25 protein-coding genes and 1 tRNA gene are annotated in these 23,807 nt (G+C 62.4%); 10 read left to right on the top strand and 16 right to left on the bottom strand.

The genetic code is table 11. The features are described 5' to 3' along the window. Window positions 1–26 precede the first annotated feature (26 nt). Window positions 27–326, bottom strand: coding sequence for a hypothetical protein (locus ACFQ2F_RS05590; RefSeq protein WP_379086940.1), 300 nt, complete (start codon window positions 324–326; stop codon window positions 27–29). 207 nt (window positions 327–533) lie between these two features. Between ACFQ2F_RS05590 and ACFQ2F_RS05585 the strand changes: the two genes are divergently transcribed. Beyond that, entirely contained in the window at window positions 534–1,796 is a 1,263-nt protein-coding gene (locus ACFQ2F_RS05585) for an AraC family transcriptional regulator (RefSeq protein WP_379086937.1), read from the top strand. A 125-nt stretch (window positions 1,797–1,921) separates the two neighbouring features. Here the strand turns inward: ACFQ2F_RS05585 and ACFQ2F_RS05580 are convergent. The 3 genes from ACFQ2F_RS05580 to ACFQ2F_RS05570 all read right to left on the bottom strand — a co-directional run bounded on the left by ACFQ2F_RS05580 (window position 1,922) and on the right by ACFQ2F_RS05570 (window position 4,475). After that, window positions 1,922–1,997, bottom strand: a tRNA-Glu gene (locus tag ACFQ2F_RS05580). A 62-nt stretch (window positions 1,998–2,059) separates the two neighbouring features. Continuing rightward, a complete protein-coding gene (locus ACFQ2F_RS05575; protein WP_379086934.1) occupies window positions 2,060–3,892 on the bottom strand; it encodes a glycoside hydrolase family 15 protein in 1,833 nt (610 codons plus the stop codon). A 175-nt stretch (window positions 3,893–4,067) separates the two neighbouring features. Then, window positions 4,068–4,475 (bottom strand): hypothetical protein, encoded by a 408-nt coding sequence (locus ACFQ2F_RS05570; RefSeq protein WP_379086931.1) that lies wholly within the window; start codon window positions 4,473–4,475, stop codon window positions 4,068–4,070. Between the two features lie 56 nt (window positions 4,476–4,531). Between ACFQ2F_RS05570 and ACFQ2F_RS05565 the strand changes: the two genes are divergently transcribed. From ACFQ2F_RS05565 to ACFQ2F_RS05555, 3 genes are all read left to right on the top strand, one after another. Beyond that, window positions 4,532–5,551: an RluA family pseudouridine synthase gene (locus ACFQ2F_RS05565; protein WP_379086928.1), complete on the top strand. Its 1,020-nt coding sequence runs from the start codon at window positions 4,532–4,534 to the stop codon at window positions 5,549–5,551. A gap of 742 nt (window positions 5,552–6,293) precedes the next feature. Next, complete coding sequence (rpoH, locus tag ACFQ2F_RS05560; RefSeq protein WP_379090604.1) at window positions 6,294–7,187, top strand: RNA polymerase sigma factor RpoH; 894 nt, start codon at window positions 6,294–6,296, stop codon at window positions 7,185–7,187. Between the two features lie 13 nt (window positions 7,188–7,200). Further along, window positions 7,201–8,049, top strand: a complete 849-nt coding sequence (locus ACFQ2F_RS05555; RefSeq protein WP_379086925.1) for an alpha/beta fold hydrolase — start codon at window positions 7,201–7,203, stop codon at window positions 8,047–8,049. Here ACFQ2F_RS05555 and ACFQ2F_RS05550 read toward each other — a convergent pair. From ACFQ2F_RS05550 to ACFQ2F_RS05530, 5 genes are all read right to left on the bottom strand, one after another. After that, a complete protein-coding gene (locus ACFQ2F_RS05550; protein WP_379086922.1) occupies window positions 7,991–9,841 on the bottom strand; it encodes a monovalent cation:proton antiporter-2 (CPA2) family protein in 1,851 nt (616 codons plus the stop codon). The genes ACFQ2F_RS05555 and ACFQ2F_RS05550 overlap by 59 nt on opposite strands. 202 nt (window positions 9,842–10,043) lie before the next feature. After that, window positions 10,044–10,379 (bottom strand): hypothetical protein, encoded by a 336-nt coding sequence (locus tag ACFQ2F_RS05545; RefSeq protein WP_379086919.1) that lies wholly within the window; start codon window positions 10,377–10,379, stop codon window positions 10,044–10,046. A gap of 96 nt (window positions 10,380–10,475) precedes the next feature. Further along, window positions 10,476–11,447, bottom strand: coding sequence for a magnesium transporter CorA family protein (locus ACFQ2F_RS05540; RefSeq protein WP_379086916.1), 972 nt, complete (start codon window positions 11,445–11,447; stop codon window positions 10,476–10,478). A 40-nt stretch (window positions 11,448–11,487) separates the two neighbouring features. Next, window positions 11,488–12,807 (bottom strand): class I SAM-dependent methyltransferase, encoded by a 1,320-nt coding sequence (locus ACFQ2F_RS05535; protein ID WP_379086912.1) that lies wholly within the window; start codon window positions 12,805–12,807, stop codon window positions 11,488–11,490. A gap of 88 nt (window positions 12,808–12,895) precedes the next feature. After that, window positions 12,896–13,300 carry an SPOR domain-containing protein gene (locus ACFQ2F_RS05530; RefSeq protein WP_379086906.1) on the bottom strand — a complete coding sequence of 135 codons (405 nt, stop codon included), beginning with the start codon at window positions 13,298–13,300 and terminating at the stop codon, window positions 12,896–12,898. Between the two features lie 155 nt (window positions 13,301–13,455). Between ACFQ2F_RS05530 and ACFQ2F_RS05525 the strand changes: the two genes are divergently transcribed. Beyond that, window positions 13,456–14,196 carry an SDR family NAD(P)-dependent oxidoreductase gene (locus ACFQ2F_RS05525; RefSeq protein WP_379086903.1) on the top strand — a complete coding sequence of 247 codons (741 nt, stop codon included), beginning with the start codon at window positions 13,456–13,458 and terminating at the stop codon, window positions 14,194–14,196. 77 nt (window positions 14,197–14,273) lie between these two features. Here the strand turns inward: ACFQ2F_RS05525 and ACFQ2F_RS05520 are convergent, their stop codons facing one another. After that, window positions 14,274–14,519, bottom strand: a complete 246-nt coding sequence (locus ACFQ2F_RS05520) for a DUF2188 domain-containing protein (protein ID WP_379086900.1) — start codon at window positions 14,517–14,519, stop codon at window positions 14,274–14,276. Between the two features lie 194 nt (window positions 14,520–14,713). Here ACFQ2F_RS05520 and ACFQ2F_RS05515 point away from each other — a divergent pair, with 194 nt between their 5' ends. Further along, window positions 14,714–16,267, top strand: a complete 1,554-nt coding sequence (locus ACFQ2F_RS05515; RefSeq protein WP_379086897.1) for a GmrSD restriction endonuclease domain-containing protein — start codon at window positions 14,714–14,716, stop codon at window positions 16,265–16,267. 22 nt (window positions 16,268–16,289) lie between these two features. On the opposite strand, the gene ACFQ2F_RS05510 is transcribed toward ACFQ2F_RS05515, so the two are convergent. Then, complete coding sequence (locus ACFQ2F_RS05510) at window positions 16,290–16,814, bottom strand: mismatch-specific DNA-glycosylase (protein ID WP_379086894.1); 525 nt, start codon at window positions 16,812–16,814, stop codon at window positions 16,290–16,292. Between the two features lie 96 nt (window positions 16,815–16,910). Here ACFQ2F_RS05510 and ACFQ2F_RS05505 point away from each other — a divergent pair, with 96 nt between their 5' ends. Both ACFQ2F_RS05505 and ACFQ2F_RS05500 read left to right on the top strand, forming a co-directional pair. Then, window positions 16,911–17,384 (top strand): hypothetical protein, encoded by a 474-nt coding sequence (locus ACFQ2F_RS05505; RefSeq protein ID WP_379086891.1) that lies wholly within the window; start codon window positions 16,911–16,913, stop codon window positions 17,382–17,384. Window positions 17,385–17,391: 7 nt separating this feature from the next. Beyond that, window positions 17,392–18,039, top strand: a complete 648-nt coding sequence (locus ACFQ2F_RS05500; RefSeq protein WP_379086888.1) for a sulfotransferase family protein — start codon at window positions 17,392–17,394, stop codon at window positions 18,037–18,039. On the opposite strand, the gene ACFQ2F_RS05495 is transcribed toward ACFQ2F_RS05500, so the two are convergent. From ACFQ2F_RS05495 to ACFQ2F_RS05475, 5 genes are all read right to left on the bottom strand, one after another. Beyond that, window positions 18,011–19,087, bottom strand: a complete 1,077-nt coding sequence (locus ACFQ2F_RS05495; protein WP_379086886.1) for a fatty acid desaturase family protein — start codon at window positions 19,085–19,087, stop codon at window positions 18,011–18,013. The two genes, ACFQ2F_RS05500 and ACFQ2F_RS05495, sit on opposite strands and share 29 nt — an antisense overlap. 145 nt (window positions 19,088–19,232) lie before the next feature. Further along, the gene (locus tag ACFQ2F_RS05490; protein ID WP_379086883.1) at window positions 19,233–19,355 is read right to left on the bottom strand and encodes a hypothetical protein; all 123 of its coding nucleotides are present in this window, start codon (window positions 19,353–19,355) and stop codon (window positions 19,233–19,235) included. Between the two features lie 123 nt (window positions 19,356–19,478). Continuing rightward, on the bottom strand, window positions 19,479–19,853 hold the full coding sequence (locus tag ACFQ2F_RS05485; protein WP_379086880.1) for a hypothetical protein: 375 nt from the start codon (window positions 19,851–19,853) through the stop codon (window positions 19,479–19,481). 250 nt (window positions 19,854–20,103) lie between these two features. After that, window positions 20,104–20,448: a hypothetical protein gene (locus ACFQ2F_RS05480; protein WP_379086877.1), complete on the bottom strand. Its 345-nt coding sequence runs from the start codon at window positions 20,446–20,448 to the stop codon at window positions 20,104–20,106. 139 nt (window positions 20,449–20,587) lie between these two features. Continuing rightward, entirely contained in the window at window positions 20,588–20,842 is a 255-nt protein-coding gene (locus ACFQ2F_RS05475; protein ID WP_379086873.1) for a YrhK family protein, read from the bottom strand. Window positions 20,843–21,017: 175 nt separating this feature from the next. Between ACFQ2F_RS05475 and ACFQ2F_RS05470 the strand changes: the two genes are divergently transcribed. Both ACFQ2F_RS05470 and ACFQ2F_RS05465 read left to right on the top strand, forming a co-directional pair. Beyond that, complete coding sequence (locus ACFQ2F_RS05470; protein ID WP_379086870.1) at window positions 21,018–22,691, top strand: serine hydrolase; 1,674 nt, start codon at window positions 21,018–21,020, stop codon at window positions 22,689–22,691. A gap of 117 nt (window positions 22,692–22,808) precedes the next feature. After that, window positions 22,809–23,744, top strand: coding sequence for a D-alanyl-D-alanine carboxypeptidase family protein (locus tag ACFQ2F_RS05465; RefSeq protein WP_379086867.1), 936 nt, complete (start codon window positions 22,809–22,811; stop codon window positions 23,742–23,744). Window positions 23,745–23,807: the final 63 nt, after the last annotated feature.

Genomic DNA, 23,807 nt, shown 5'->3' with positions numbered 1-23,807 from the left:
ACGTTTCCTCCTGTTGGTGGCATGGCCTAGTACAAGACGGCGCGGCGGTAGGTACGGCGGGCGACGCCTGCATAGGACAGGGGCGTCAGGGGCCGGCCGATGATGTCGATGAACACCGCGACTTCCGTCCCGGCTTCCGGCATCTCGCCTTTGATCACCTTGACCGTATAGCTGAGGTTGTCGCCATCGAGCGTCGGATCCTGCAGCTCAACCACAGTCTGCTTCAGCTCATTACCCTCCAGGATGGAGACATCGGCGTTGGGCGGGTCGGACTTGAAGCTGTCGTCCCCCTCACTCCAGAACGGCACGAACCTGGTCGTCTTCATATTACCCGCAATACGCTCTGGACGATCGGTGAAAAATACTGTCACCGGGCTAACCCCCTTGAGCGTAAGTCTCTTAGAGTCGGGGTCGAAACTCATGCTGTCGGCACTCTGGACAAACAGAAAATCGGCTTTCTTGGTCTCGGCGGCCATAGATGCTGCTATCCCGAGAAGAGCGACGGTGAAGGCAGCCACGACGGCAACGCCGACTTGGACTCTGCTAGTCATTGGGCACTCCCTGATCTAGATTATTGGTGCAAAGCAGCACGCTCGACGGGAATGGAATCTTGCTTCCGTCGTGGAACCAGCGGTTGTGCTGCGGTGGCTAGGGACCATGAGCGGATGCAGCCGACCAGCCATTTTGCGCCAACGGCCAGGAAACTTTCGACCGTATCGCCGCTGGGCTCGACGTCCCTGCTCTGTGTGGCAGCGTTGGCGGGCATCCCTGCTTTCGTCCGCGACGCATTCGGCGAAAGCGTGCTCCGGCGCGCCAACCAAGCCGCCCTCCTGGATATCGAAGCGATCGAGGATCAGGATTGCTTCATCCCCCACATCACCATGACCACCTTCGGGGAAGCCGTCGCAAAACTCGCCGGCGAAGAATTCTTCGGTCTGACGGTGGCCCCGTTCCTGTCCATCGCGAATTACGGCTGCTGGGGAGAATATATCCTCGGGGCCGTCACGCTCGGCGAGGCACTGCAGCGAGCAATCGCGACGGTCGGATTTCATAGCAAAGGGGATGTGTTCTCGGTCGTGGTCGCCGATGACGTTGCGCGCGTGAGCTACGCCAGCGCTGCGAAGGGACAGCCGGGATATCAGCACGTCGCTTGCGGCTCGGCCGGCGCAGTCCTCAGCATCTGCAGGATGTTCCTGCCCAGTCACTGGCGTCCGGTCCGCATCGAGCTCGACATCCCGAAACCGCGCCATCCGGAGATTTTCGAGGACATTTTTCAGTGCCCGGTCGTGTTCGATGCACCGACCGTTTCGGTCTGTGTGGAGTCCCACCGGCTGAACAACGGCCCCGCACATCACGCCGCCCGTAGGCTGATCACACCGGAAGATCTCGCGCGGGCGCGCGTTGAGTGCCTCAACCTGACCGGGCTGCAAGACATCGTTCTTCAGCAGATATGGTCTCAGGTTCTGGCGGGCCAGGTCTCCATCGAGAGCGCTGCACGATCGATCAATACGAGCGTTCGGACCCTGCAGCGCGAGCTCAACCGGGAAGGAACCGACTTCCGCAGCCTCTCCAATGCCATGCGAAACAAGCGCGCCTCGGAGCTGCTACGCAATACGGACGCGACCGTCACTGCAATTTCCGAAGCGCTCGGCTATTCGGATTCGGCGCATTTCGCCCGCGCCTTCCGCAACGCCACCGGCATGAGCCCCCAAGAGTATCGCCAGCGCATCGCCACTGCCTCCCCACAGAGATCTGCGGACGAGGACGCCGCTGGGTCGGCCCGGGCATCCGTATAGCGGGAAGACTCTAGCTCGCCGGCTCGATCTCACTCTGCCGCCAGACGCGGGCGATGCCGCCCCCGCACGGAAAAGACGTGCGCAAGGGATCGCAAAGAAGCAGTGGAGAAAACCCTGGGAGAAAATGGCGCCCCGTAGGGGAATCGAACCCCTGTTTCCGGCGTGAGAGGCCGGCGTCCTAGGCCTCTAGACGAACGGGGCGTCGAGGGCCTGCGATGCAGGAAGCGACACCTATAGTGGCTTAGGCCACCCCCGATCAAGCGCTATTCGTGGCCATCCGCAGGCGGCCCGTCCTTACCCGCCCGTTGCTGGGCCGGTCCGCCCCTCTCGCAGAGGTTATAGGCGGAGTTGATCAGTCCGAGATGGGAGAAGGCTTGCGGGAAATTCCCGACCAGCCGCTTGGCAACCGGATCGTATTCTTCCGACAGAAGCCCCAGATCGTTGCGCACCGAAAGCAGCCGGTCGAACAGCGCCTCGGCATCCTCCTTGCGGCCCGCCAGGGTATAGGCATCGGCCAGCCAATAGCTGCAGGCGAGAAACGCGCCTTCGCGGCCGCCCACGCCGTCGTCCACATTGTCCGTCGAATAGCGCAGCACGAAGCCGTCCTTCAGGAGCTTCTTCTCGATCGCCTCGATGGTGCCGAGCACCCGAGGATCGTCCGCCGGCAGAAAACCGAGCTGCGGCATCAGCAGAAGCGCCGCATCCAGGGTCTTGCCGCCGTAATACTGCACGAAGCTGTTCAGCTCCTTGTCGAAGCCCTTCTCGCAGATCTCCGCGTGGATCTTGTCCCGGATTTCCCGCCAGCGGTCGAGCGGACCTTTGAGGTCGAAGCGCTGCGCGCTCTCGATGGCCCGGTCGAAGGCTGCCCAGCACATCATCCGCGAATGGGTGAAGGCATGGGGATCGCCCCGCACCTCCCAGATGCCGCGCCCCAGGTCTTGCCAGTTCTTTTCCAGATGCTCCAGGAGAACCGTCTCCACCTCCCAGGCCTCCGCCTCGGGCGGCAACTGGGCGCAGCGCGCCGCATGGAGCATGTCGAGAAGCTCGCCGAACACATCGAGCTGGGTCTGCTTCGCCGCCGCGTTGCCCACTCGGATCGGCGAGCTCTTCTCGTAGCCGGCGAGCCAGTCGAGCTCGTATTCCGGCAGGGAGCGTTCGCCCGCGATGCCGTACATGATCTGCAGCTGGCGCGGATCGCCGGCGACGGCGCGCATCAGCCATTTACGCCAGGCCGCCGCTTCCTCGCGATAGCCGCCGTTCAAAAGCGCATAGAGGGTGAGCGACGAATCCCGCAGCCAGCAGAAGCGATAGTCCCAGTTGCGGCCCCCGCCGAGGGTCTCCGGCAGCGAGGTCGTCGGCGCGGCCACGAGCCCGCCCGTCGGCGCGAAGGTGCAGAGCTTCAAGGTGATCATCGAGCGGATGACGGCGTAGCGCCACTTCTCGGGGATCGGTTTGAAATCGCCGCGCTTTACCCAGTTCCGCCAGAAAGTGACGGTCTCGTTCAGGCATTGTTGGCGGTCCGGCACGAATTGCGGGACCTGGAAGGTCCGGTGATAGGACAGCGTCATGGGAACACTTGTCCCCGCCTTCACCTTGAAATGGGCGAAGGTCCGCATGTTCTTACCTTCCAGCGGCAGGTCCGTATGGAGCTCCACCGTGTCGGGTCCGGCCACGGCATGTAGGCCGTAGTCGCGCTGCTGCACCCACGGAACCGCCTCGCCGTAGCCGAAGCGAATGGACAGCTCCATTGTCATGTCGACCTCGCCGGAGACGCCCTCGACGATGCGCACCACGTCGACCTTCTCCGGCTCATGGCAAAGCGGCATGAAGTCCGTGACCGTGACGCATCCCTTCTCGGTCTCGAACCGTGTCTCCAGCACCGCCGTCTCGGGCAGGTAGCGGCGCGTGACCGATGTCGTCTTGCCCTTCGGCGCGATCTTCCAGAAGCCATTCTCGCCGTCGCCCAAGAGCCGCGCGAACACAGCCGGCGAGTCGAAGCGCGGCAGACAGAGCCAGTCGATCGAACCTTCGCGGCTCACCAGAGCGGCCGACGTCATGTTGCCGATCAGGCCATAATCTTCGATGCGCTCGCTCATCACTTGACCGCCCAAGCTGGAGGATTGCGGGCTAACGGGGACGCAAGCCGGCGCACCCGCGCCAGCCTGGGCGTGCGCGCCGCAACGTCCCTCTTAGGTTGTGGATAGCACGGTGAGGCTTCTAAAAAGTGAACTTCCCGGCCATTTCAGGGGTCGCGCCCGCGGGCCTCGAGGCCTATTCGGGGCGAAGCCCGATGCGCGAGATCACCTTGCCGTCCGTCAAATCGATCACCAGCACATCACCGCCTTCCGCGATTTTGAGATGGAGCACCAGCCGGTTGCCGTCCACGGTCATATCCACGACCTCGGCGCCATCGGGGATGGTGACGTCGAACGCCTTGCGCGTCTTCTGCTCACCCGCCGGCGGGGAAGCCTGCTCGATGGCGGGCGTCGTATCTTCCTCGACGCCCATCTGGGTCGCCTGGAAAGCGATGGTCGCGATGATCAGCAGGAAGCCGGCGACCAGCAGCACGCCCATGACGATGACCGCGATCTTCAGGATGCGGACCTGGCGCGGCGTGAAGGGCGAACCTTCGATGGGCGTGTTATCAGTATCGGGAGGCGTCTCGCCGCGATTCGTCATCCGTCTTATTCCTTCTGCCGGCCCGCCCCCTATTCGAGACAAGCCGATCGCCTGACATGACCGAACCGCCAAAAACTATGGAGGCTGAGGCCGAAGCCGCCGACGAGAACGACCGGCTCGACCGGTTTCTCGCATCCCGGATCGCCGATCTCAGCCGGACCCGGGTCCAAGACCTTATCCGGCAGGGCCAGCTCAGCCGCGGCGGCGAGACGATAAGAGACCCGAAATACCGGGTCAAACAAGGCGAACGCTTCGAACTCACCCTGCCCCCGCCCGAGCCCTCGGGCCTCAGGGCGCAAGAGATCGAGCTCGACATCGTCTACGAGGACGATCAGCTCCTCGTCATCGATAAGCCGGCGGGCCTCGTCGTCCATCCCGGGGCCGGCAACCAGGACGGTACCCTGGTGAATGCGCTGCTCGCCCATTGCGGTTCAGAACTCTCCGGCATCGGCGGGGTGGCCCGGCCCGGCATCGTCCATCGCCTCGACAAAGAGACGAGCGGGCTTCTGGTCGTCGCCAAGACCGATGTGGCCCATCGATCATTGGCCGCCCAGTTCGCCGACCATGGAAAGACCGGCGATATGGAGCGGGGCTACCTGGCGATCGTCTGGGGTTCACCGTCCAAACCCGCCGGCACCGTCGCGGCTCCGATCGGCCGCCACCCCACCCATCGCACCAAGATGGCCGTGGTGAAACCGGACCGCCCGGACGCCCGCGAAGCTGTGACCCATTATCGCGTGGTCGAGCGGTACACCCTGCCGGACGAGACGAGCGGCGCCCCCTTCGCCAGCTTGGTGGAATGCACCCTCGCGACGGGGCGGACCCACCAAGTGCGCCTTCACATGGCCCATCTCGGCACGCCGCTCCTAGGCGACCCTCTTTACGGGCAGGGGTTTAAATCCAAGATCCGCACACTACCTAACCGTCTCGCGGACGTCGCGGGGGGACTCCATCGACAGGCTCTCCACGCCGCCCATCTCGCGTTCCGGCATCCCACCACGGATCAATATCTCGCCTTCGACAGCAAGCTCCCCGCCGATCTCGACAAATTGATTACGGCTTTCAAGGAACCGTGAAGAGGTCGTAGTCTTTAACACTAGAGGAAAACCCCTTATAGCTAGTGCCGCCGGGGGGCGAGCGAGGCGGGATTGCGGCTGAGTAGGCCGCAAGGAGAGTGCTCTCATGGCTGCAGAAAAAGCAGGGACGAAGGCAGCGGCCAGCGCAAGCAAAACCGCGTCGAGCGCGAAGGCTTCCGAATCGAAGGCCAAGCGCGCACGTTCCACCAAGACCGAGTCAGCAACCGAAGACACGCGCGCCAAGTCGGCTAGCGCAAAGACGGCGACCGCGGCGTCGACGGCTGACAAGCCGGCTGCGAAGAAGCAGACCGGCACCAAGTCCGCCAGCAAGACATCTAGGAATTCGACGGCCACAAAAAAAGCGCCTGCGACGAAGACCGCTGCGAAATCCGCTGCGTCCAAATCTACGGCCGCCAAATCTTCAACGGCCAGATCTTCGACGGCCAAATCTTCAACGGCGAAGAAGCCGGCGACTGCCAAGTCCTCGTCAGCGAGCAAGTCGACCGCCGCGAAGAAGACCACGGCGGCTACGAAGAAGCAGACCGCCAAGGCGGCTGCGGCTGAATCCGAGGAGACCAAGGCGAAGGCAAGTGCCGAGGCTGAGGAATCGGAGACCGATGAGGAAGAGACCTCCGCCGAACTCGAAGAGGAACTGGACGAAGAGTTCGACGAGGTCTCCGACGATGACGATGAGGATGAGGATGACGGCCCTGCGGAGAAGACCCCGGCGCCCCAGCGCAGCGTGACCACCCGCGCGCTCCCCAGCGTCTCGGCCCATGGCGGCCTGACACGGTATCTCGAAGAGATCCGCCAGTTCCCCATGCTCGAGCCGGAGCAGGAGTTCATGCTCGCCAAGCGCTGGCAGGAGCATGGCGACCGCGACGCGGCCCATATGCTGGTGACCTCTCACCTGCGCCTCGTAGCGCGTATCGCCATGGGCTATCGCGGCTACGGCCTGCCCACCGGCGAGGTGATCTCCGAAGGCAATGTCGGGCTGATGCAGGCGGTGAAGCGCTTCGATCCCGACAAAGGCTTCCGGCTCGCCACCTACGCCATGTGGTGGATCCGGGCTGCGATCCAGGAATACATCCTGCGCTCCTGGAGCCTGGTGAAGATGGGCACCACCGCCGCCCAGAAGAAGCTGTTCTTCAATCTGCGCAAGATGAAGGGCCAGCTCCGCGCCCTCGACGAAGGCGATCTGCGCCCCGATCAGGTGAAGAAGATCGCCACCAGCCTCGGCGTGACCGAGGACGACGTAGTTTCCATGAACCGGCGCCTCGGCGGCGACTCCTCTCTCAATGCACCCATCCGCCACGATGCGGAAGGCGGCGGCGAATGGATGGATTGGCTGGTCGACGAGAACACCGACCAGGAGACCCTGCTCGCCGAGTCCGAGGAGAAGAGCAACCGCCACGACCTGCTGGTCCAGGCGTTGGAAGGTCTGAACGACCGCGAGCGCCGCGTCTTCGAGGCGCGCCGGCTGTCGGAGGATCCCCTCACCCTGGAGGAGCTTTCCGGTGAGTTCGGCGTCAGCCGTGAGCGTATCCGGCAGATCGAAGTGCGCGCCTTCGAAAAGGTCCAGAAAGCCGTGCAGAAGGCAGCCGCCGAGCAGTACGAACCGGCCTCGGTCGAATAGCCGGCCGCTGCTCGTGTCGGAGTCGGAGGCCACAGAAGCGGTCGCGCCGCACCTGGAAAGCTTTCAGCTCGACGATCTGAAGATCGCCTATCTGGAAGAAGGCGCGGGCCCTACGGTGCTGATCGGCCATTGCTCCAGCGCCTCCCACAAGGAATGGCTGCCGCTGATCCATCAGCTCCATGATGACTGGCATTTCATCGCGCCGGACTTCATCGGCTATGGCCGCTCCGACGCCTGGCCCGTCCATCGCCCTTTCTCCATCGACGGCGATGTCCGCATTCTCACTGAGCTCGCCGAGAAGGCCGACGGCCCGCTTCATCTCGTCGGCCATTCCTATGGTGCGGCCCTCGCCTTAGAGGCGGCGCTCCGTCTTGGCGACCGGGTCAAGAGCCTCTGCCTGATCGAGCCCGTCTCCTTTCACCTGCTGCGTCAGGAGAACCGGCCGGAATGGAAGGAGATCGATCGTCTCGGCGTGCGGGTTCTCACCGCCGTGGCCGACGGCGACGACCGCCGGGCCGCTGCGGCCTTCATGAGCTACTGGCTCGGACGGCTGCGCTGGTTCCTGGCGCCGGACCGCTTCAAGCGGGCCATCGCGGCGACCATTCCGAAGGTGGCGTTGGAATTCACAGTGGCCATCGAGGCGGAAACGACCCTTGAGGATTACGCTAAGGTCGAAGCACCGACCCTGTTGATCGTCGGCGGAAAGACCCGGGCTCCCGCCCGCAGCGTGGTGGAGATGCTCGCCGACGCCCTACCGGATGCGGAGCTGACCATCATTCCGCGCGCCGGCCATATGAGCCCGTTCACGCATCAATCCGAGATCGCGAAGCTGATTCTTTCCCATCTTTCTTCTCATCGTTGATCTCGTCCTGGTCGGCGAGATCTTGGATGTCCTGGGCAAACAGCTCCTCCAGCTCCTTCGCCGAGGACATGACATTGGCGCGCATCTTCTCGACATCGCTCCAATATTTCCGGTCGTCGTAGAGCCGCCGCTCGTCATGAGCCTTGAAGGTCTCGGTAAGCCGCTTCACCTCCCGCGAGCTCAAGCCGATCCCGGCTAGAACGCCACGCGTCAGTTCCAGTGCGGAGAGGAAAGTCTCGCGCTGGATATCGGTGATACCGAGCTCCATGAGCTGATGCACATGGGTCCGGTTCCTGGCGCGCGCATAGATCGGGAGGTCCGGAAAGTTCTGACGGACCGTTTCCGCGACCCGGATCGAGGCTTCCACATCGTCGATGGCCAGCACGAAGGCCCGCGCCTTGTCCGCCTGGGCTGCGCGCAGGATGTCGAGTCGCGCCGCGTCGCCGTAATAGATATTGCTGCCGAAACGGCGCACGAAGTCGACTTGGGTCACGCTGATATCCAGCGCCGTGAAGGGAATCTGCCGGGCGCGCAGCACGCGCGCCACGATCTGCCCAAACCGGCCGAACCCGGCGATGATCACGTGGCCATCCGCTTCCGGCGGCGTTTCGTAGTCCGGCGCTTCCTCGCTGGAGTAGCCACGGATCATGTCGTCGAGCCGCAGGAGCAGCGGTGTGGCCGCCATGGAAAGCGTGACGGCCAGCGTCAGAAGATTGCCGAGCGGCGTATCGATCACCCCATCGGCAGCGCCTGCCTGAAACAGCACGAAGCCGAACTCACCGCCCTGACTCAGCACCAGCCCCAGCCTGCGAGCAGGACTGTTCGAAAGCCCCCACCAGCGCCCGAGGCAATAGAGCACCGCCGCCTTGATCGCGATCAGCCCCACCGCAATCCCGAAGATTAGGACCGGCTGGTCGGCGAGAATGTTGAAGTCGACTGTCATGCCGACCGCGAGGAAGAACAGGCCGAGCAGCAGCCCCTCGAACGGCGCGATATCGGCTTCGATCTGATGGCGGTATTCGGAATCGGCGAGTAGCGCGCCGGCGATGAACGCGCCGAGCGCCGCCGACAGCCCCGCCGACTCCATGACCAGCGCGACGCCGACCACCGTGAGCAGCGCCGTTGCCGTCATGGCTTCGCGCACATCGGTCATCGCCACCAGCCGGAAGACCCGGGCCAGCACGAACCGGCCGACGATCACGACGCCGATGATAGTGCCGATGGCCAGCACCGCGGCCTGCAGATCCATCCCTGAGCCTTCGCCCACGCCGAAGGCGAAGACCGGCACGAGAGCGATCAGCGGGATGGCGGCCAGGTCCTGGAAAAGCAGCACCGTGAAGCCGAGCCGTCCGTGGCGGGCGGTCATCTCGCCCTTCTCGTTGAGGATCTGGATGGCAAAGGCCGTGGAGGACAGGGAGAGCGCAAGCCCCACGAAGATCGCCTCGTTGAACTCCAGCCCGAACAGCAAAGCGGCCACGCCGAGCAGGATCGCCGTCGCGAAGAGCTGCGCGCCGCCCAAGCCGAAGATCGCCGAGCGCATGGACCACAGGCGGATCGGGCGCAGCTCCAGACCGATCAGGAACAGCAGCATCACCACGCCGAGCTCGGCGAAGTTCAGGATGTTCTCCACGTCGTAGAGAGAATAGATGAGGCCGAGCCCGAACGGCCCGATCAGAACGCCGGCGAGCAGGTATCCCAGCACAGAGCTGATCTGCAGCCAGCGGCCGAGCGGCGCGGCGAACGCCGCAGCTGCAAGAAAGACCGCGATCTGAAGCAGACCCTCACTATGCATGTCGTTTGGCTTCCCTCGCTTGCCGCTTTGTCGTCTGTCCCTTGGCTATCACGTCCCGGGAAAAAACGGGAATGACATAATCGCAGCACTCCGCCGCAGCCAGTGCTTGGATGCGGCGCGAAAAAAGAGATGCGATGCCCAAAAGAAAGGGGCCCTCCTCAGAGAGCCCCTTCCCGAAAACCGATGAAGCGTCGGCTCTGAACTAGTCGGCCCAATTCTTCGGGCGGATGATGTTCACGAACGGCGCGCGCACCCGAACGTCGTTGCCCTGGGTGTCGACATCGACGAACGGCGCAAGCACGCGGGTGCCGCGGCTGTTGGTGTCCACGTCGGCGCCCGGCGCACGGACATGCTCGCCCGAGCCATCGACGTAATAGGTCTCGTCGCGGCGGTTCCTGAACCAGCCGACCTTCTGCACGTTCTGGACGCGCTCGGCGGGGACGGACACGCCGGCTCCCGGGGCGGCCGCTGCCGGCATCGCCCAAGCAGCCGCAAGCGCAGCCGCGGAAGCCATAAGTGTGAAGCGACGAATCGTCATGCGTGAAACTCCTTTTTCTTTGCGCCCCGCGGGCCGAAACCCGCAAACGGAGCGCATTCTCTTAAAATCCAAAAATCAAAGGTGCTCGCGTCAGTGCTAAAGCCACCCCTTCCGCTTCCAGTAGATATAGGAGCCTAGGGCGCAGATCACCATGAGGCACAAGGCGAAGGGGTAACCGAAAAACCAATCGAGCTCCGGCATATGTTCGAAATTCATCCCATAAATTGACGCAATCATGGTGGGCGGGAGAAAAATCACCGCCGCAACCGAGAATATCTTGGCGATATTGTTCTGCTCGATGGTGATCATGCCCAGCACGGCATCCAGCAGGAAAACGATCTTGTCGGTCAGGAAGTTCACGTGGTCCGACAGCGACGTCACGTCGCGAGAGGCCGTCCGGATGCGGGTCCTCAGAACCTTGTCGACCTTCCGCTCATTGGCCGTGTAGGCGAAGTAGGTCATTAGCCGGCCTAAGGAGTGGACGCTGTCGCCGGCCCGCCAGGCGAGATCGCCCTGCTGGCCGACCGACTGCAGCACCTCATCCAGGCGGCGCTGCTTGGTCACTGCCCGCCCCCGGATCTCGAAGATGGTATGGGACAGGGCGTCCACGTCTCCCTGAATGCGCTCGATGGCATCAGCCGTCCGGTCGATGATCGCTTCGAGCAGCAACAGCAGCACGATCACCCCGCTGCGTGGCGGCGTGCTCTCGTAATGCGCCCGGTCCAAGCACATCTCGAAGGCCCGCGGGTTCGCATAGCGGAGCGTGATCAGCCGGTTATCCGTCAGCATGAAGGTGATCATGGTGACCGCCGGCTGAGGCTGGAACACCTGATACATCACCGTCGCGGTCATCACGTCCGTGCCGTTCTGCTTGTAAAGCCGGCTGGAGACCTCGATCTCCGCCTGCTCCGCCCGGGTCGGCACATCGACCTGTAGCGTCTCTTCGACCCACCGCGTCTCGTCGGCGGTCGGATCGTTGAGATCGAGCCAGAGGACCTTGTCGTTGAGCGCAGGCTCTCCCTCTTGCCTCGCAAGCCCCTTATCGGCCGTCTCGAAGATCGTCAGCATGGCAGGTTCCTCGGCTGCTTCGGCTTTGTCCCGTGCGGCCTTATCGATAGAGATCGGCGCGCGTCGGCGGCAGCTCCGGCACGGCCCGCGCCCGCTTGCTGGCAAGCGTCTGATAGATGCGCAAGGAGCCCCGGGAGAAGGAGAGCGACACGCCGGCGAGATAGGCGAGCCAGATGCGGGTGAGCTCCGGCCCCACCATCTCGTTCGCCTCATCGCGCCGCGCCGTCAGCCGCTCGCACCAGATCTTCGTGGTGCGCGCATAGTGGCGCCGCCAGGCTTCCACATCCTGCACCTCGAAGCCGGTCTGCTCCATGGCCTGCACCGAATGGCCGATATCGTCCAGCTCGCCGCCGGGGAAGATGTAGCGGGTGATCGCCTTGTGCTCTGGGCGCTTACCGAACCGCCCGCCACGCTTCTTGGCGCGCCGGGAAATGGCATGGTTCAGGAACAGCCCGTCGTCGGAGAGCAGGCTGCGCATCTTGTCGAAATAGGCCGGGATATTGGCGAGCCCGATATGCTCGTACATGCCGATGGAAGCGATCTTGTCGTACTCACCCGTGAGGTCCGCGTAGTCCTTCAGCTCCACCGTCACCTTGTCGCCCAAGCCCTTCTCGGCGATCAGCGTCTTCGCCTGATCGAGCTGCCGCTCCGAGACCGTGATGCCGTGGGCGGTCACGCCGTACTTCTCCGCCGCATAAGTGACGAGCCCGCCCCAGCCGCAGCCGATATCGAGAAACCGGTCGCCCGGCTTCAGGCGCAGCTTCCGGCAGATCATCTCCATCTTGTCGGCCTGCGCCTGATCGACCCCGCCCTCCCAGCTCGTGAAATAGGCGCAGGAATACTGCATCCACGGGTCGAGGAAGAGCCGGTAGAAATCGTTCGAGACGTCGTAGTGGAACTGGATGAAATCCTTGTTCTCTTCCTTTTGGCGGCCGTGGCCGGAATCGTCGCCCTCGTAACCGCGGGTCGCTTCCGGCTTGTCGCCCGGCACAAACAGGAAGGGCAGCAGCATCTTCGCCACGCCCAGCTTGCTGAGATGCTTCAGCCGCGCCCGCGTACTCTGAGCCTGCAGCTGCTCGCCGAAATCGACCAGGGTGCCGCCCTCGATCCCGATCCGTCCCTTAGCATAAAGCCGGATCAGCCGGTCCAGGGTCGGGCGGCGCAGCAGCGAGGCGATCACACCGGGGGCTGCGATCGTCACGCGCAAGGGACTCGTGACCGACCGGCCAAGCGGCACGGTAGACCCATCCCAGAGCTCGACGGACGCATCGATCTCCAGCGCATCGCCGATCGTCTCGATCAGACGGCGGATGGCCTTGAGTTGCTTGTCAGATTTTTTGGCGCCGGCGTCTTGCTGCAATCCTCGTCCCCCTTGCGAAAACCGGGCGTAACGAAGCATGGGCGGCGATGACGGGCAAGCGGCACTATGGCCTCAAAGCAGGCGCGAGCTAATTCTTCCGCACGATGCAGGGAACGCCGCCATCCTTCAGCTTAGCGCAGAGCTTATCCGCATCGTCGCGGCTGCCGGCGGGCAGGCGGATCGAATAGAACAGGTCCGTCCCGAGATTGAGCGCGCAGGTGGCGACCGCCACCGGGGTCATATCGCCCAGCAGCTTCTCGTGGCTTTCCTGCATCTTCTTGAAGTCGTCCATGGCCTTCTGGCGGTCAAACCCGCCGGCCACCTCCGCGCCCCACGCAGAGAGCCCAGAATCGGGACCGGTGGCGAAGTCCTTCGCCTTCTCCTTGCTGACGCAAGGGGTGAGCTGACCGGACGCGTAGTTCGTCTCGGCATGTGCCGTTGCGGCGCCGAAGAGGCTCACAAGCGCGACAGCGATGAAGGACGCGAATTTCATAGCTGAAATCATGCCACGGCTTGGACCTTTAGGCGAGAGTCACGGTTCGCTGGGAACGCCCTCATGCCAAAACCGGTTACCGCTTCCTATATGCGCGGCAAGACCAACCTTGTGCATCGAAACGAGAGAAGAGCCCCGAAAGGAGCGAAGCATTCATGGCCAAAACCCTCGAAGGCAAAGTCGCCCTGGTGACCGGCGGATCTCGCGGCATCGGCGCGGCGATCGCGGAAGCTTTCGCCGATGAAGGGGCCGACGTGGCCCTGTCCTATTCGAGCTCCGAGGAAAAGGCTCACGCCGTGGTCGAGTCTCTAAAGGCCAAAGGCGTGCGAGCCGCCACCTTTCAGGCCGATCAGGGCGACGCGGAAGCGGTTCGGAATCTGGTCGATCAGGTCGCCGAGCAATTCGGCCGGCTGGACATCCTAGTGAACAATGCCGGCGTCGGCGCGGGCCGCAGCGCCACCGACAAAGACGCCAACCGCCGGCGCATCCTCGCCGTCAATGTCGATGGGGTCGCCGTCGCCGCTCATGCCGCCGTGGAGCACATGGGCGAGGGCGGCCGCATCATCAATATCGGCTCAATCTATGGTGATCGCGCGCCCTTCACCGGCACCGCCGATTACGCGGCGAGCAAGGCGGCGGTGAAACTCTATACGCAAAGCTGGGCACGCGACTTTGGGCCCAAGGGCATCACCGTCAACAATGTCCAGCCCGGCCCCATCGACACCGACATGAACCCGGCCGACGGCAGGATGGGCGACGCCATGCGGGCGCTCACCGCGCTGGGACGCTACGGCAGGCCGGAAGAGGTGGCCGCCGCGGTCGTCTTCCTGGCGAGCCCGGCCGCGAGCTACATCACTGGCGCAAGCCTTGATGTCGATGGCGGCGCGAACGCGTAAGAGCACCAGACATGACAAGGGCCGGCTGCGGGATCGCCGCACCGGCCCTGATATCCGCGCTGCAGACTGGGCAGCTGCTAGGTGTCGTCCTCGACCTCGGTCTGAGGCCGGTCGTCGCCGCGCGACAGCTCCTCGTGCCACTTGCCGTTGGCGTCTTCCCACTGGATCGCCGTGGTGGAGCCGCCGAGCTGCTGCTCCGCCGCCGCCCGCTTGGCCGCGCCCAGCGCCGCATCGTGGGACGGGAACGTCTCCGAATAGACATCATCGAGCTTATAGGCCCAGCCGCCATCGTGCTCGACCACGTGATAGGTGATCTTGGTCATGCTTCGCGCCTCCTCCACAATCATCGTTCCTGTGAAAATAGGACGAAGCAACGCCTCCGCAAAGCCCATGGAGCCGCGAGTGAAGTCAGCCAACTCGTTGCGCCGTCGGAAACCCTAAAGAGGAGTGCCACGCGGGTATTCTCCTACCCTACCCGCAGTGCTAGCATAAGCAGATAACCAAATTGGGGGGCAGAATGGCAAAACGGGTTGTCCTTGATGCAATGATTAAGCGGGCAGATTTCGCTCAACAATCTGAATCCACCTCAATCGACTTATTCGATAAATTCCAGATAACCCACCTTGATAGCAAAAGCCCGATACTAAAAATTCTCCGAAAACCAGACTTTCAGAGAGAAACTAACCACTGGCGACCAGGTCAGGTTGTCGAGTTAGTATCTAGCTTCGCTCATGGGGAATTAATCCCATCATTGATCCTCTGGAAATCTGACTCCTTCGTCTTCGTTATCGATGGCGCTCACAGACTTAGTGCACTTCGCGCATGGGTCGAAAATGACTATGGAGACGGCGCCATATCGCATGCTTTCTACAATGGTGAAATTCCTGAAGAACAAAAGGCAATAGCGAAAACTACACGTCGGATGGTCGAGCGCAGCGTGGGTCGCTACTCTGACTTTGCTGCAGTGTGGGAAGACAGCAGCGATAGCAATCTCGAAAAAAAATCTCTAGCAAGCAAAATATTTACGAAGGCCATTCCGATACAGTGGATTCAAGGATCCCAAGAAGTAGCCGAAACATCATTCTTTAAGATAAATTCACAAGGAACACCTCTCGATAAAACGGAAGAACTACTTCTCAGAAATCGCGGAGTTTCCTACGCCATAGCCGCTCGCTCAATTGTTCGTGCGGGAACAGGCCATAAATATTGGTCTAAATTCGATGAAGCTATTATAAATCAAATAGAAGAAGATTCTGAAGAACTTTATCGGCTTTTATTTGAACCTGAGATAACAAATCCAATCAAAACATTAGATCTTCCGCTGGGCGGGACATCTTCACCCGTAGATGCTTTAAAGATGTTGATAGACACGTTCGCGATAGTCGATGGATTTGAAGAACCAGACAAGGCAATAAGCCATATTGAAAACGACGAAGACGGGACATTAACGCACAAGACCTTGAGCTCCACCAAAAAAGTCATAAGGAAAATTACAGGCACTACGCCATCAAGTTTAGGCCTTCATCCAGCTGTTTACTTTTACAATGAAAAGGGTCGACATAGCCGATTTCTATTTCTCGGAACTGTGAAAATGGTGGCGGATGCAGTTAGGAACAATAACTCTACTTTTTTTAGAAAGTTCACAGAAGTAAGAAAGAACATAGAAACTATCTTGGTTAAGAGGAAATCAGTAATAAACCAAGCCTTAGCCAATGTTAATAGCAGACAGAGAATTCATAGAGTATCAGATCTTCTTACTGGAATGACTGCGTTGTGCGGAGAAAACAAGAAAATATCAGACGCAATTATTCTTGAGCTTCTCGGACTAAAAGGAAAAATTGCAGAACTTAAACTTATCGATGGACCGGTGGGGTTTTCTGACGAAACCAAGTCAGCTATTGCACTTCGAGAAAGCCTTAAGTCGGCTCCTAAGTGCGAATTATGCGGTGGATACTTGGACTTAGCCAAGGCGATCTCTTGCGATCACATCACTCCGAAAAGGGAGGGTGGCCGAGGGGACATCGATAATTGTCAGGTCACGCACCCATACTGCAACAGCATAAAGGGTTAGACGCTCTTACTATACATCCCGCCTAGCCCCTCACCCATGCCGCCAGCTCCCGCCAAGGCGCAATATCCCAGCTCTTGCGGGCGGCACCTGAGGGAGACGGCAGCACGAAGAGCGCAGCACCGCCCGGCCCCTTCTCGTCCTGCAAGCCGTAGTCGATCTTGGCCGCCGGCCGCTTCAGCCAGAAGGCGCCCGCGCCCTTTGAGGTGAAGGCGATGGCGCGCGGGGCAACCTTCTCCATCTTCGCCTCAAACGCGGCGAGATCGTCAGGCGTGGGCTTCACGTTCCGCTCTTTCTCGCCGGCCACCTTCACCAGATCCGTGAAGCCGAAGCCGAGATCGAGTCCTTCCCTGTAGTCCTCGGGCTGGAAGAGCCGCGGCGTCAGGCCGATCTCGTAGAGCGTCGGCCAGAACTGGTTGCCGCGCCCGGCGAAATAGGCGCCCGCCTTGGCCGAGCACCCGCCGGCTTGCGCGCCTGCGAAGACGATATCGAGAGCCGGCGCCAAGAGATCGGGAAGCTGCTCCTGTCGTTCGTCCAGCGCCACGCTCATGCTTGTCTCCTTCGCATTCATTGCCTTCTTCGCCCGCTTCTCATTGAATGAGTCGCGTGTCCTTGAAAACCGCCAGCCAACCCGAAGGCCAATACCATGACCGCCGCCCGCTCCATTCTGCTGCTCGCAGCCCTCATCCTGATAGCCCCGCCGGCCCTGGCCGAGGATGCGCCCAAGATCGGCGAGATATTCATCACCATGGCCGAGCCGGAGAACCCGGCAGCGGCGGCGCTTCTCTCCGAGCGGGACGGCAAGACCGTCACCTTGGGCACCATCAACGCCGACATCGCCACCGACGAGCACTATCGCATTGCTGAGACCTGCTTCCCGACGAAGAGCGCCGAGGACCCGGCCTTCGGCGGCGACATCAAGGGGAAGGCCCTGCCGCTCCCCATCGAAGGCAAGCCCGATTGCAGCGTGATGTTTCGGATCGAGGCGGCCGACGACAGCCCCTATGAGACGACCGGCGGCGGCACGGGAATCGTCAGGATTCCCGTGGACGAGACCTTCACCGTGACGAAGCAGATGAAGGATGGGGTCACGACCTTCGTTCTGACGCCGGTCGAGTGAGCCCGCCATGCTTGAGGTCATCGGCACAGGCTTTGGGCGGACGGGCACCCTGTCCCTGAAATTCGCCCTCGAAGAGCTCGGCTTCTGCCCCTGCTACCACATGGCCGAGACCCGCGAGCATCCCGATCATGACCGGCGCTGGCTGGAGGTGGCGAAAGGCCAGACGGATCAATGGCGCAGGATCCTTCAAGACTATCGCGCCACCGTCGATTGGCCGTCCGCCTTCGTCTGGCGGGAGATGATTGCCGCCCATCCGGACGCGAAGGTGATCCATAGCCTGCGCCCTGCGGCCGAATGGTACGCGAGTGCGGAAGCGACCATCTTCCGGCGCATGCTCGATTTCCGCGAGATGCTGGAGACCGGGGAAGCAGAGACGCTCACAGCCGAACGCCGCGCTCATATGGAGATGATCGACGCCATCGTCGTGGAGGGAAGCTTCGGCGGCGATCTCGGCAAGGAGCACGCCATCGCGACCTATGAGGCCCACACCGAAGCGGTGCTCGCCGAGGTGCCGCCGAACCGGATGCTGATCTATCAGCCGGGAGACGGTTGGGAGCCCTTGTGCAGCTTTCTCGACGTGCTGGTGCCCGACACGCCCTACCCGCAGGTCAACTCGACGAAAGACTTCAACGCCCGGTTTCCGCCGCAGGGGTAGCAGCGCCGTGAGCGGCCCGGTCCACACATTCGCCGAGCGAGGCGAACACGGACTTGGTGACCACCGCGTTCTCGCGGAAGCCCTGGCGCTCCATCAGCGCCTCATGCAGCGCCGGCAGATTGTAGAACGGCACGCTGGGATACCAGTGATGCTCGATGTGGTAGCCGACATTGCAGGGCAGGATGAAGATCCGCTCGATCAGCGTCGGAATGGTGCTCCGCGTGATCGCGTATTCCTCTTCATCCGCGTCCACGCCGCTATGCTCGCAGATCAGCCGCACATATTGCGCCACGATATGCCAGGTGCAGAACGGCACGATCCAGTAGAGCAGGAAGGCGGTCCAGCCGCCGAACACGGTCAGGGCGATCGCCGTGCCGCCATAGAAGGCGAGCCGCGTCGCGCGCATCCAGCCCGGCGACGGCACTAGCGTCGAGCCGATCAGCCCGCGCACGATCCAGAACAGACCGGTGAGAAACAGCCCCCGGCGCAGCAGCACCATGAAGAGCCCGAACCGACTCTTGGGAAACTGCCAGTCCGGCGCCAGCTCTCCCGCCGCGTCATGGGTGTACCAGATATGCCGGTTCCCATCGTCGGGCAGGTTTGTGTACTGGTGATGGGTCGCGTGGAATTTCCGGAACGCCTCCACCGACGCGAAGGTCGGCCACATCATAAAGAGATTGGAGAACAGATCGTTCTGCCAGCGTGACTTCAGGGTCCGGTAATGGGAGGCGTCATGGCCGAGGATCAGCAGTGCATGCTGCCGCGCGCCGATGAACATCACCGCGATCAGATAGAGCGCCCAGTGCCAGTAGAGCGTACAGAGCGCAATCGCCAAGGCGATGCCCGCCCATTGGAGGAGCGTCGCCGTCACCGCCTTCCATGGCTCCAGCTGAGAGAGCGCCTTCACGGTCTGCGGCGGCAGCCGCTCCGGGACCACGCGCGCCGTGTTGTGCGGATGCTGGACGGAGGCATTCTTGGAGATGTCCTCCGCCGGGATCTCCTCACGCAAATAGGCAAGCGCTCTTTTGACCTTGGTGAGATCGGGCATTCGGGGGGCCTCGGCTGCTGTCTCTCGATGCGGGACTTCAAAGAAGCTCTGCAGCCTGGACCGTACCGCTTTGCTGTGTCCAGACCTTGACGGATAAAGCCGCTTCGCGGCCCTCCCGTTCCCGAACGCGCGCGCAGCCTCAAGCTCAGATCGCGATCAGCACCATGTAGGTGGACGCGCTGCCGCTTCGTTCGGCCAGCTTCACGAACAGCGTCATGAAGGAATAACCCAGCATCCCGAACAGCGCCCATAGCACGTAAGTTTGCATCGGCTCTTCCCCCGGATGCGAATCTCAAGCCCCGCAAAGAAATAGCCCGATCTTCTGAAACGGCACAAAAAAGGGCCGCCGGCAGAACCGGCGACCCTGTCTAATCCGTCTTGGCGGGCACGCTTACGGGCAGTACCACACCGGACCGAAGGCGATGCAGCCGCGGCGGCTCCAGCCATAGGGGCGGTAGTGATAGCGGTTCCAGCCCGGCGGCGGACGCCGATAGTAATTATGGCGGTAGTGGCGATCCCGGTCATACCGATACCGGTAGTGCCGGTCATGATAATACCGGTCGTGCTTATAGTGCTTGTACCGCTTGTTGTGCTTGTAATGCTTGTAGTTCCGGTACCGCTTCTTCTTCACCTGCACCAGCAGATCCGATGAATCGCCATAAGCGACGGCGGGGGTGACCTTGAGTGAGCTCGCCTGAGGCGCAGCTTGCGCGCCTGAGAAGGCGAAAAGCGCCACCGTCACGGCGGCGAGTACATATTTCAACACGTCTAATCCTCTCGAGGGTTCGATCCTCGGCATTCGGCAAGCTCGGCACGCGGAATACCTAGACCAGGAATATGGCGAGGAGGCGCTTGAATCCGCTTAAGCCGAACCACGCTTTCTCGATGAAACTGGCGAAGTGCTCAAAGGAGCCTTGCTCGCGGTCCCGCGTTGGGACGCGGGTCTGACGCACAAGCGAAGAAAGAGCCGCCGGCGCAGGGTCCAGCAGCCCTTCCTTCCCTCGCACGCTGATCTCTTAGGAGCAGTACCAGACCGGCCCGACATTGATGCAGCCGCGGTCGCGCCAGCCATAGGGCGCATAGGAATAGCGGCGCCAACCCGGCGGCGGGGCGTACCGATCATGATGGTGATGCCGATAGCGGTAATCCGCGTGGCGATCATAATACCGCCCATGGCGATAGCGGTCGTAGCGCCAATCGTCCCGATGCCAGCGCTTGACCGGCGTGATCATATCGGCGCTCGCAGCACCGGTTTGAATGGCGGGGGTCACAGCGATCGTCGCCTGTCCGGCACTGGCGGAAGTCGCCGCCACGGCCCCCGCAAGGGTGAGCCCGATGGCAGCCAGAGTTTGTTTCAGCACGTCATTTCTCCCTGAACGTTGGGTTTCGGGGTGCCGGGCAGGACGCCTGAGCGGCGCACCGGCGATCCCCGTCCTCGACGGCGAATAAACCCAGATGCCAAATCGGCGGTTCCGAGAAAAAATGAGGCTTTTCAGCGTCTTATTTGCCGCGCTCTTGCCCCAATTTGGGCGCGATGGGCGTATCGTCGAGCACATTGACCAGCAGCTGCCCGATGGCGCCGATCAGCATGAAGAAGGAGCCGCCGATGAACAGCCACACGGCAAAGGTCTTCCAGCTGGCAAAGCTCGGCAGGAACATCACGCTGCCGATGAAGAAGGCCGTGTTCCCCAACAGGCCGAGCGACAGGTGCACCCATCCGTATTTGTGGACCAGCAGCCTGAAGAACTCTCTCATGTCTTCCCCCAACCTGGCTTCGATATGCGTACCATGTGCACTCGCAATGCACTTTGCGTGCACTTGGCCTTTACCTGAACCATGGCAGTGAGCGGGGCAGCCCATGCAAGCCGCCCTGTCCCGGCAATGGCCTGCCACTTAGAGACCCGTGAGATGTCACGTCTGGAGACCTCCGATGCCCGCACTCGCCGCGCCCCACCACCCTGCTCTGGCCCGCATCAGCGCCATCACGCTCGCCCTCGCCGGCTTGAGCGCCGCCTGGTTGTTGCAGCCGGCTGTGGCCACGGCGGAGCCTTCCAAACAGCAAGAAGCGCCAGCCGCTGAGGCGGACGAGACCGGCGGCAAGAAGCTGCTGGAAGCGCCCGTCGTCCCCGTGCCGCCCCTGTTCACGGAAGCCGATATCGACCGCGCGAAGGAGGCCCTGCCCGGCATCGTCGAGAAGGCCATGGAGCGCACCGGCGTGCCTGGCATCGCCGTCGGTGTGGTCTACAAGGACAAGGTGATCTTCGCTGAAGGCTTCGGCGTGCGCGAAGTGGGTAAGGACGGCAAGGTCGATCCGGACACGGTCTTCCAGCTTGCCTCCGTATCGAAGCCCATCGCTTCGACCATCGTCGCCAAGCTGGTCGGTGACGAGCTGGTAGGCTGGCACGATACGGCCAGGAGCCATAACCCGGCCTTCGCGCTGAGCGACCCGTACGTCACGGCCAACGCTACCATTGCCGATCTCATGTCTCACCGGAGCGGACTCCAGACCGGCTCGGGCGATCTTTTGGAGGATCTCGGCTTCGACCGCGCCTACATCCTCTCCCACATCGATCAGCAGCCGCTCGATCCCTTCCGCGCGACCTACCACTACAGCAATTTCGGCTATACGGCCGGCGCGGTCGCGGCCGCCGCAGCGACGGACATGCAGTGGGAAGACTTGGCCGAAGAGGTCCTGTTCGAGCCAGCGGGCATGAAGACCGCCAGCTATCGCCACGCGGATTTTCTCGCCGACGAGGACCGCGCCCATATCCATCACCGCTTCCCCGATAACCGCTGGGAAGCAGTCTACGACCGCGACCCGGACGCCGAAGCCCCCGCCGGCGGGGCCTCGGCCTCTCTCAACGACATGCTCCGCTTTGCGCGTCTGCAGCTCGGCCAGGGCACTCTGGACGGCAAGAAGATCGTCGATGCGGATGCGCTAGCCGCCACCCACGTGCCCCAGATGATTCCGGGGGCGCCCTCATCGCCGGCCGCCCGGGTAAGCTTCTACGGCTTCGGCTGGAACGTCTCTTATGACGACGAAGGGCGTTTCCGACTGGGCCATTCCGGCGCCTTCGAGCTCGGCACCGCCACCAACATCTCCTTCATGCCCGGCGAGGATCTGGGGATCGTCGTGCTCACCAACGGTATGCCCATCGGTGTGGCCGAAGCCATCGGCGCGTCCTTCCTGGACGTCGCCCAGAACGGCAAGGTGACCGTCGACTGGGTCGGCTTCCTCGGCCATGTCTTCGACCAGATGCGCGCCGCCGAAGCGCCGAAGATCGACTACACGAAAGCCCCTGCCGTACCGGCGCCAGCCCAAAAGCTCTCGTCCTACACCGGCCGCTACGCCAACGGGTATTACGGCCCGCTCACGGTGACGGAGACGAAAGGTGCGCTTTCCATGACAATGGGCCCGCTCGATGCGCCAACCACCTTCGCCCTGACCCATTTCGACGGCGACACGTTCAGCTTCGAGACAATCGGCGAGAACGCGAATGGCCTCGCGGGCGCGATCTTCACCCTGGGCGAGGACGGCCAGGCGACCCGGGTCGTGCTGGATTATTACGACCGCACCGGGCTCGGCACCTTCGTGCGGAACTAAAGGCACGACGGTGACGTCCAAGAGGAAACTCCAAAGTCATCTGATTGCCGTATAGTCACGCCGAATGGACCGTCTTCTGAGAACCGCCTGTCGCAAACACCCGTGCTTCCTTCACCGATGACATTTCCGCGTTTGAAAGCCATCGCCGGCCTGACGATGCTGATCGGCCTCCTGATGGCCTGCGCCCCGGCGGCCTTCGCCGCCTCGCCGCCACCCGGCGTCCAGGCCAAGGCGGTCTACGCCATGAACGCCGATACGGGTCAGGTCTATTACGAGAAGAACCCCAACGAGCGGTACCGCATGCTCTCCATCACCAAGCTGCTCACGGCGAGCGTGCTGATGGATCTGCTCCAGGGCGACCTTTCGGATCAGCTCACCATCGAACAGGGCGACCTCGCCCCGGGCTCCAGCGCCGACCTCAAGCCCGGCGATGTCTGGAGCATCGAGGATCTGCTCTACGGCATGCTCCTCGTCTCCGGCAACGATGCCTCCAACGCCATCGCCCGCTACGGCGGCAGCATCATGCTCGCCATGGAAGGTCAGGGCGGCAACGGCACCCAGCGCTTCCTCACGGCCATGCGCAGCAAGGCCCAGAATGTCGGCGCCACCCATACCGAGGTTTCCGATCCTCACGGCATGTCCCGCTACAATGTCTCGACGGCCCGCGACCTGGCGCTGCTGGGCGCCGACGCCTTCCGCGATCCCCGGCTCCTGCCCTATTGGCAATGCGCCCACCGGACCGTGCAGATCGGTGGGCCGAATCCGCGCTCAAAGCAGCTGAAGGACATCATCGAGATCGTCGGCGAGCCTGGCATCGTCGGCGCCAAGACCGGCTCCTACTTCTCCAAGGGGCTCTACAATCTCATCGTCGGCTGGCGCGCGCCCAACGGCCAGACCATCGTTATCGTGGTGCTCGGCGCACCGACCCACCCGGCCCGCTACGACGACGTGCGCCTGATGATCGATCGGCTGCCGAGCGACTATCCGGAGCTCAATCGCCCGACGACGATCTCCGATCCCGCCCCGCCGCCCTTCACCGCCGAATGCCGCTAGGCGAAATCACCGCGAGTTGATCGATTTCGCTCTGCCAAACGGCTCGCGAAAGCGGTAACCTCG

The sequence above is a fragment of the Methyloligella solikamskensis genome (genome assembly GCF_042676065.1).
Lineage (GTDB): Bacteria > Pseudomonadota > Alphaproteobacteria > Rhizobiales > Methyloligellaceae > Methyloligella > Methyloligella solikamskensis.
The sequence above is the reverse complement of the archived record's forward strand: the minus strand, read 5'-3'. Positions and strand labels throughout refer to the sequence as shown.

Bases quoted from the DNA above. Each gene is read 5' to 3' on its own strand.
- ACFQ2F_RS05590 (WP_379086940.1), bottom strand. From the start codon at position 326: ATGAAGACGACCAGGTTCGTGCCGTTCTGGAGTGAGGGGGACGACAGC.
- ACFQ2F_RS05575 (WP_379086934.1), bottom strand. From the start codon at position 3,892: ATGAGCGAGCGCATCGAAGATTATGGCCTGATCGGCAACATGACGTCG.
- ACFQ2F_RS05570 (WP_379086931.1), bottom strand. From the start codon at position 4,475: ATGACGAATCGCGGCGAGACGCCTCCCGATACTGATAACACGCCCATC.
- ACFQ2F_RS05565 (WP_379086928.1), top strand. From the start codon at position 4,532: ATGACCGAACCGCCAAAAACTATGGAGGCTGAGGCCGAAGCCGCCGAC.
- ACFQ2F_RS05550 (WP_379086922.1), bottom strand. From the start codon at position 9,841: ATGCATAGTGAGGGTCTGCTTCAGATCGCGGTCTTTCTTGCAGCTGCG.
- ACFQ2F_RS05545 (WP_379086919.1), bottom strand. From the start codon at position 10,379: ATGACGATTCGTCGCTTCACACTTATGGCTTCCGCGGCTGCGCTTGCG.
- ACFQ2F_RS05540 (WP_379086916.1), bottom strand. From the start codon at position 11,447: ATGCTGACGATCTTCGAGACGGCCGATAAGGGGCTTGCGAGGCAAGAG.
- ACFQ2F_RS05530 (WP_379086906.1), bottom strand. From the start codon at position 13,300: ATGAAATTCGCGTCCTTCATCGCTGTCGCGCTTGTGAGCCTCTTCGGC.
- ACFQ2F_RS05525 (WP_379086903.1), top strand. From the start codon at position 13,456: ATGGCCAAAACCCTCGAAGGCAAAGTCGCCCTGGTGACCGGCGGATCT.
- ACFQ2F_RS05520 (WP_379086900.1), bottom strand. From the start codon at position 14,519: ATGACCAAGATCACCTATCACGTGGTCGAGCACGATGGCGGCTGGGCC.
- ACFQ2F_RS05515 (WP_379086897.1), top strand. From the start codon at position 14,714: ATGGCAAAACGGGTTGTCCTTGATGCAATGATTAAGCGGGCAGATTTC.
- ACFQ2F_RS05510 (WP_379086894.1), bottom strand. From the start codon at position 16,814: ATGAGCGTGGCGCTGGACGAACGACAGGAGCAGCTTCCCGATCTCTTG.
- ACFQ2F_RS05505 (WP_379086891.1), top strand. From the start codon at position 16,911: ATGACCGCCGCCCGCTCCATTCTGCTGCTCGCAGCCCTCATCCTGATA.
- ACFQ2F_RS05500 (WP_379086888.1), top strand. From the start codon at position 17,392: ATGCTTGAGGTCATCGGCACAGGCTTTGGGCGGACGGGCACCCTGTCC.
- ACFQ2F_RS05495 (WP_379086886.1), bottom strand. From the start codon at position 19,087: ATGCCCGATCTCACCAAGGTCAAAAGAGCGCTTGCCTATTTGCGTGAG.
- ACFQ2F_RS05490 (WP_379086883.1), bottom strand. From the start codon at position 19,355: ATGCAAACTTACGTGCTATGGGCGCTGTTCGGGATGCTGGGTTATTCC.
- ACFQ2F_RS05475 (WP_379086873.1), bottom strand. From the start codon at position 20,842: ATGAGAGAGTTCTTCAGGCTGCTGGTCCACAAATACGGATGGGTGCAC.
- ACFQ2F_RS05470 (WP_379086870.1), top strand. From the start codon at position 21,018: ATGCCCGCACTCGCCGCGCCCCACCACCCTGCTCTGGCCCGCATCAGC.
- ACFQ2F_RS05465 (WP_379086867.1), top strand. From the start codon at position 22,809: ATGACATTTCCGCGTTTGAAAGCCATCGCCGGCCTGACGATGCTGATC.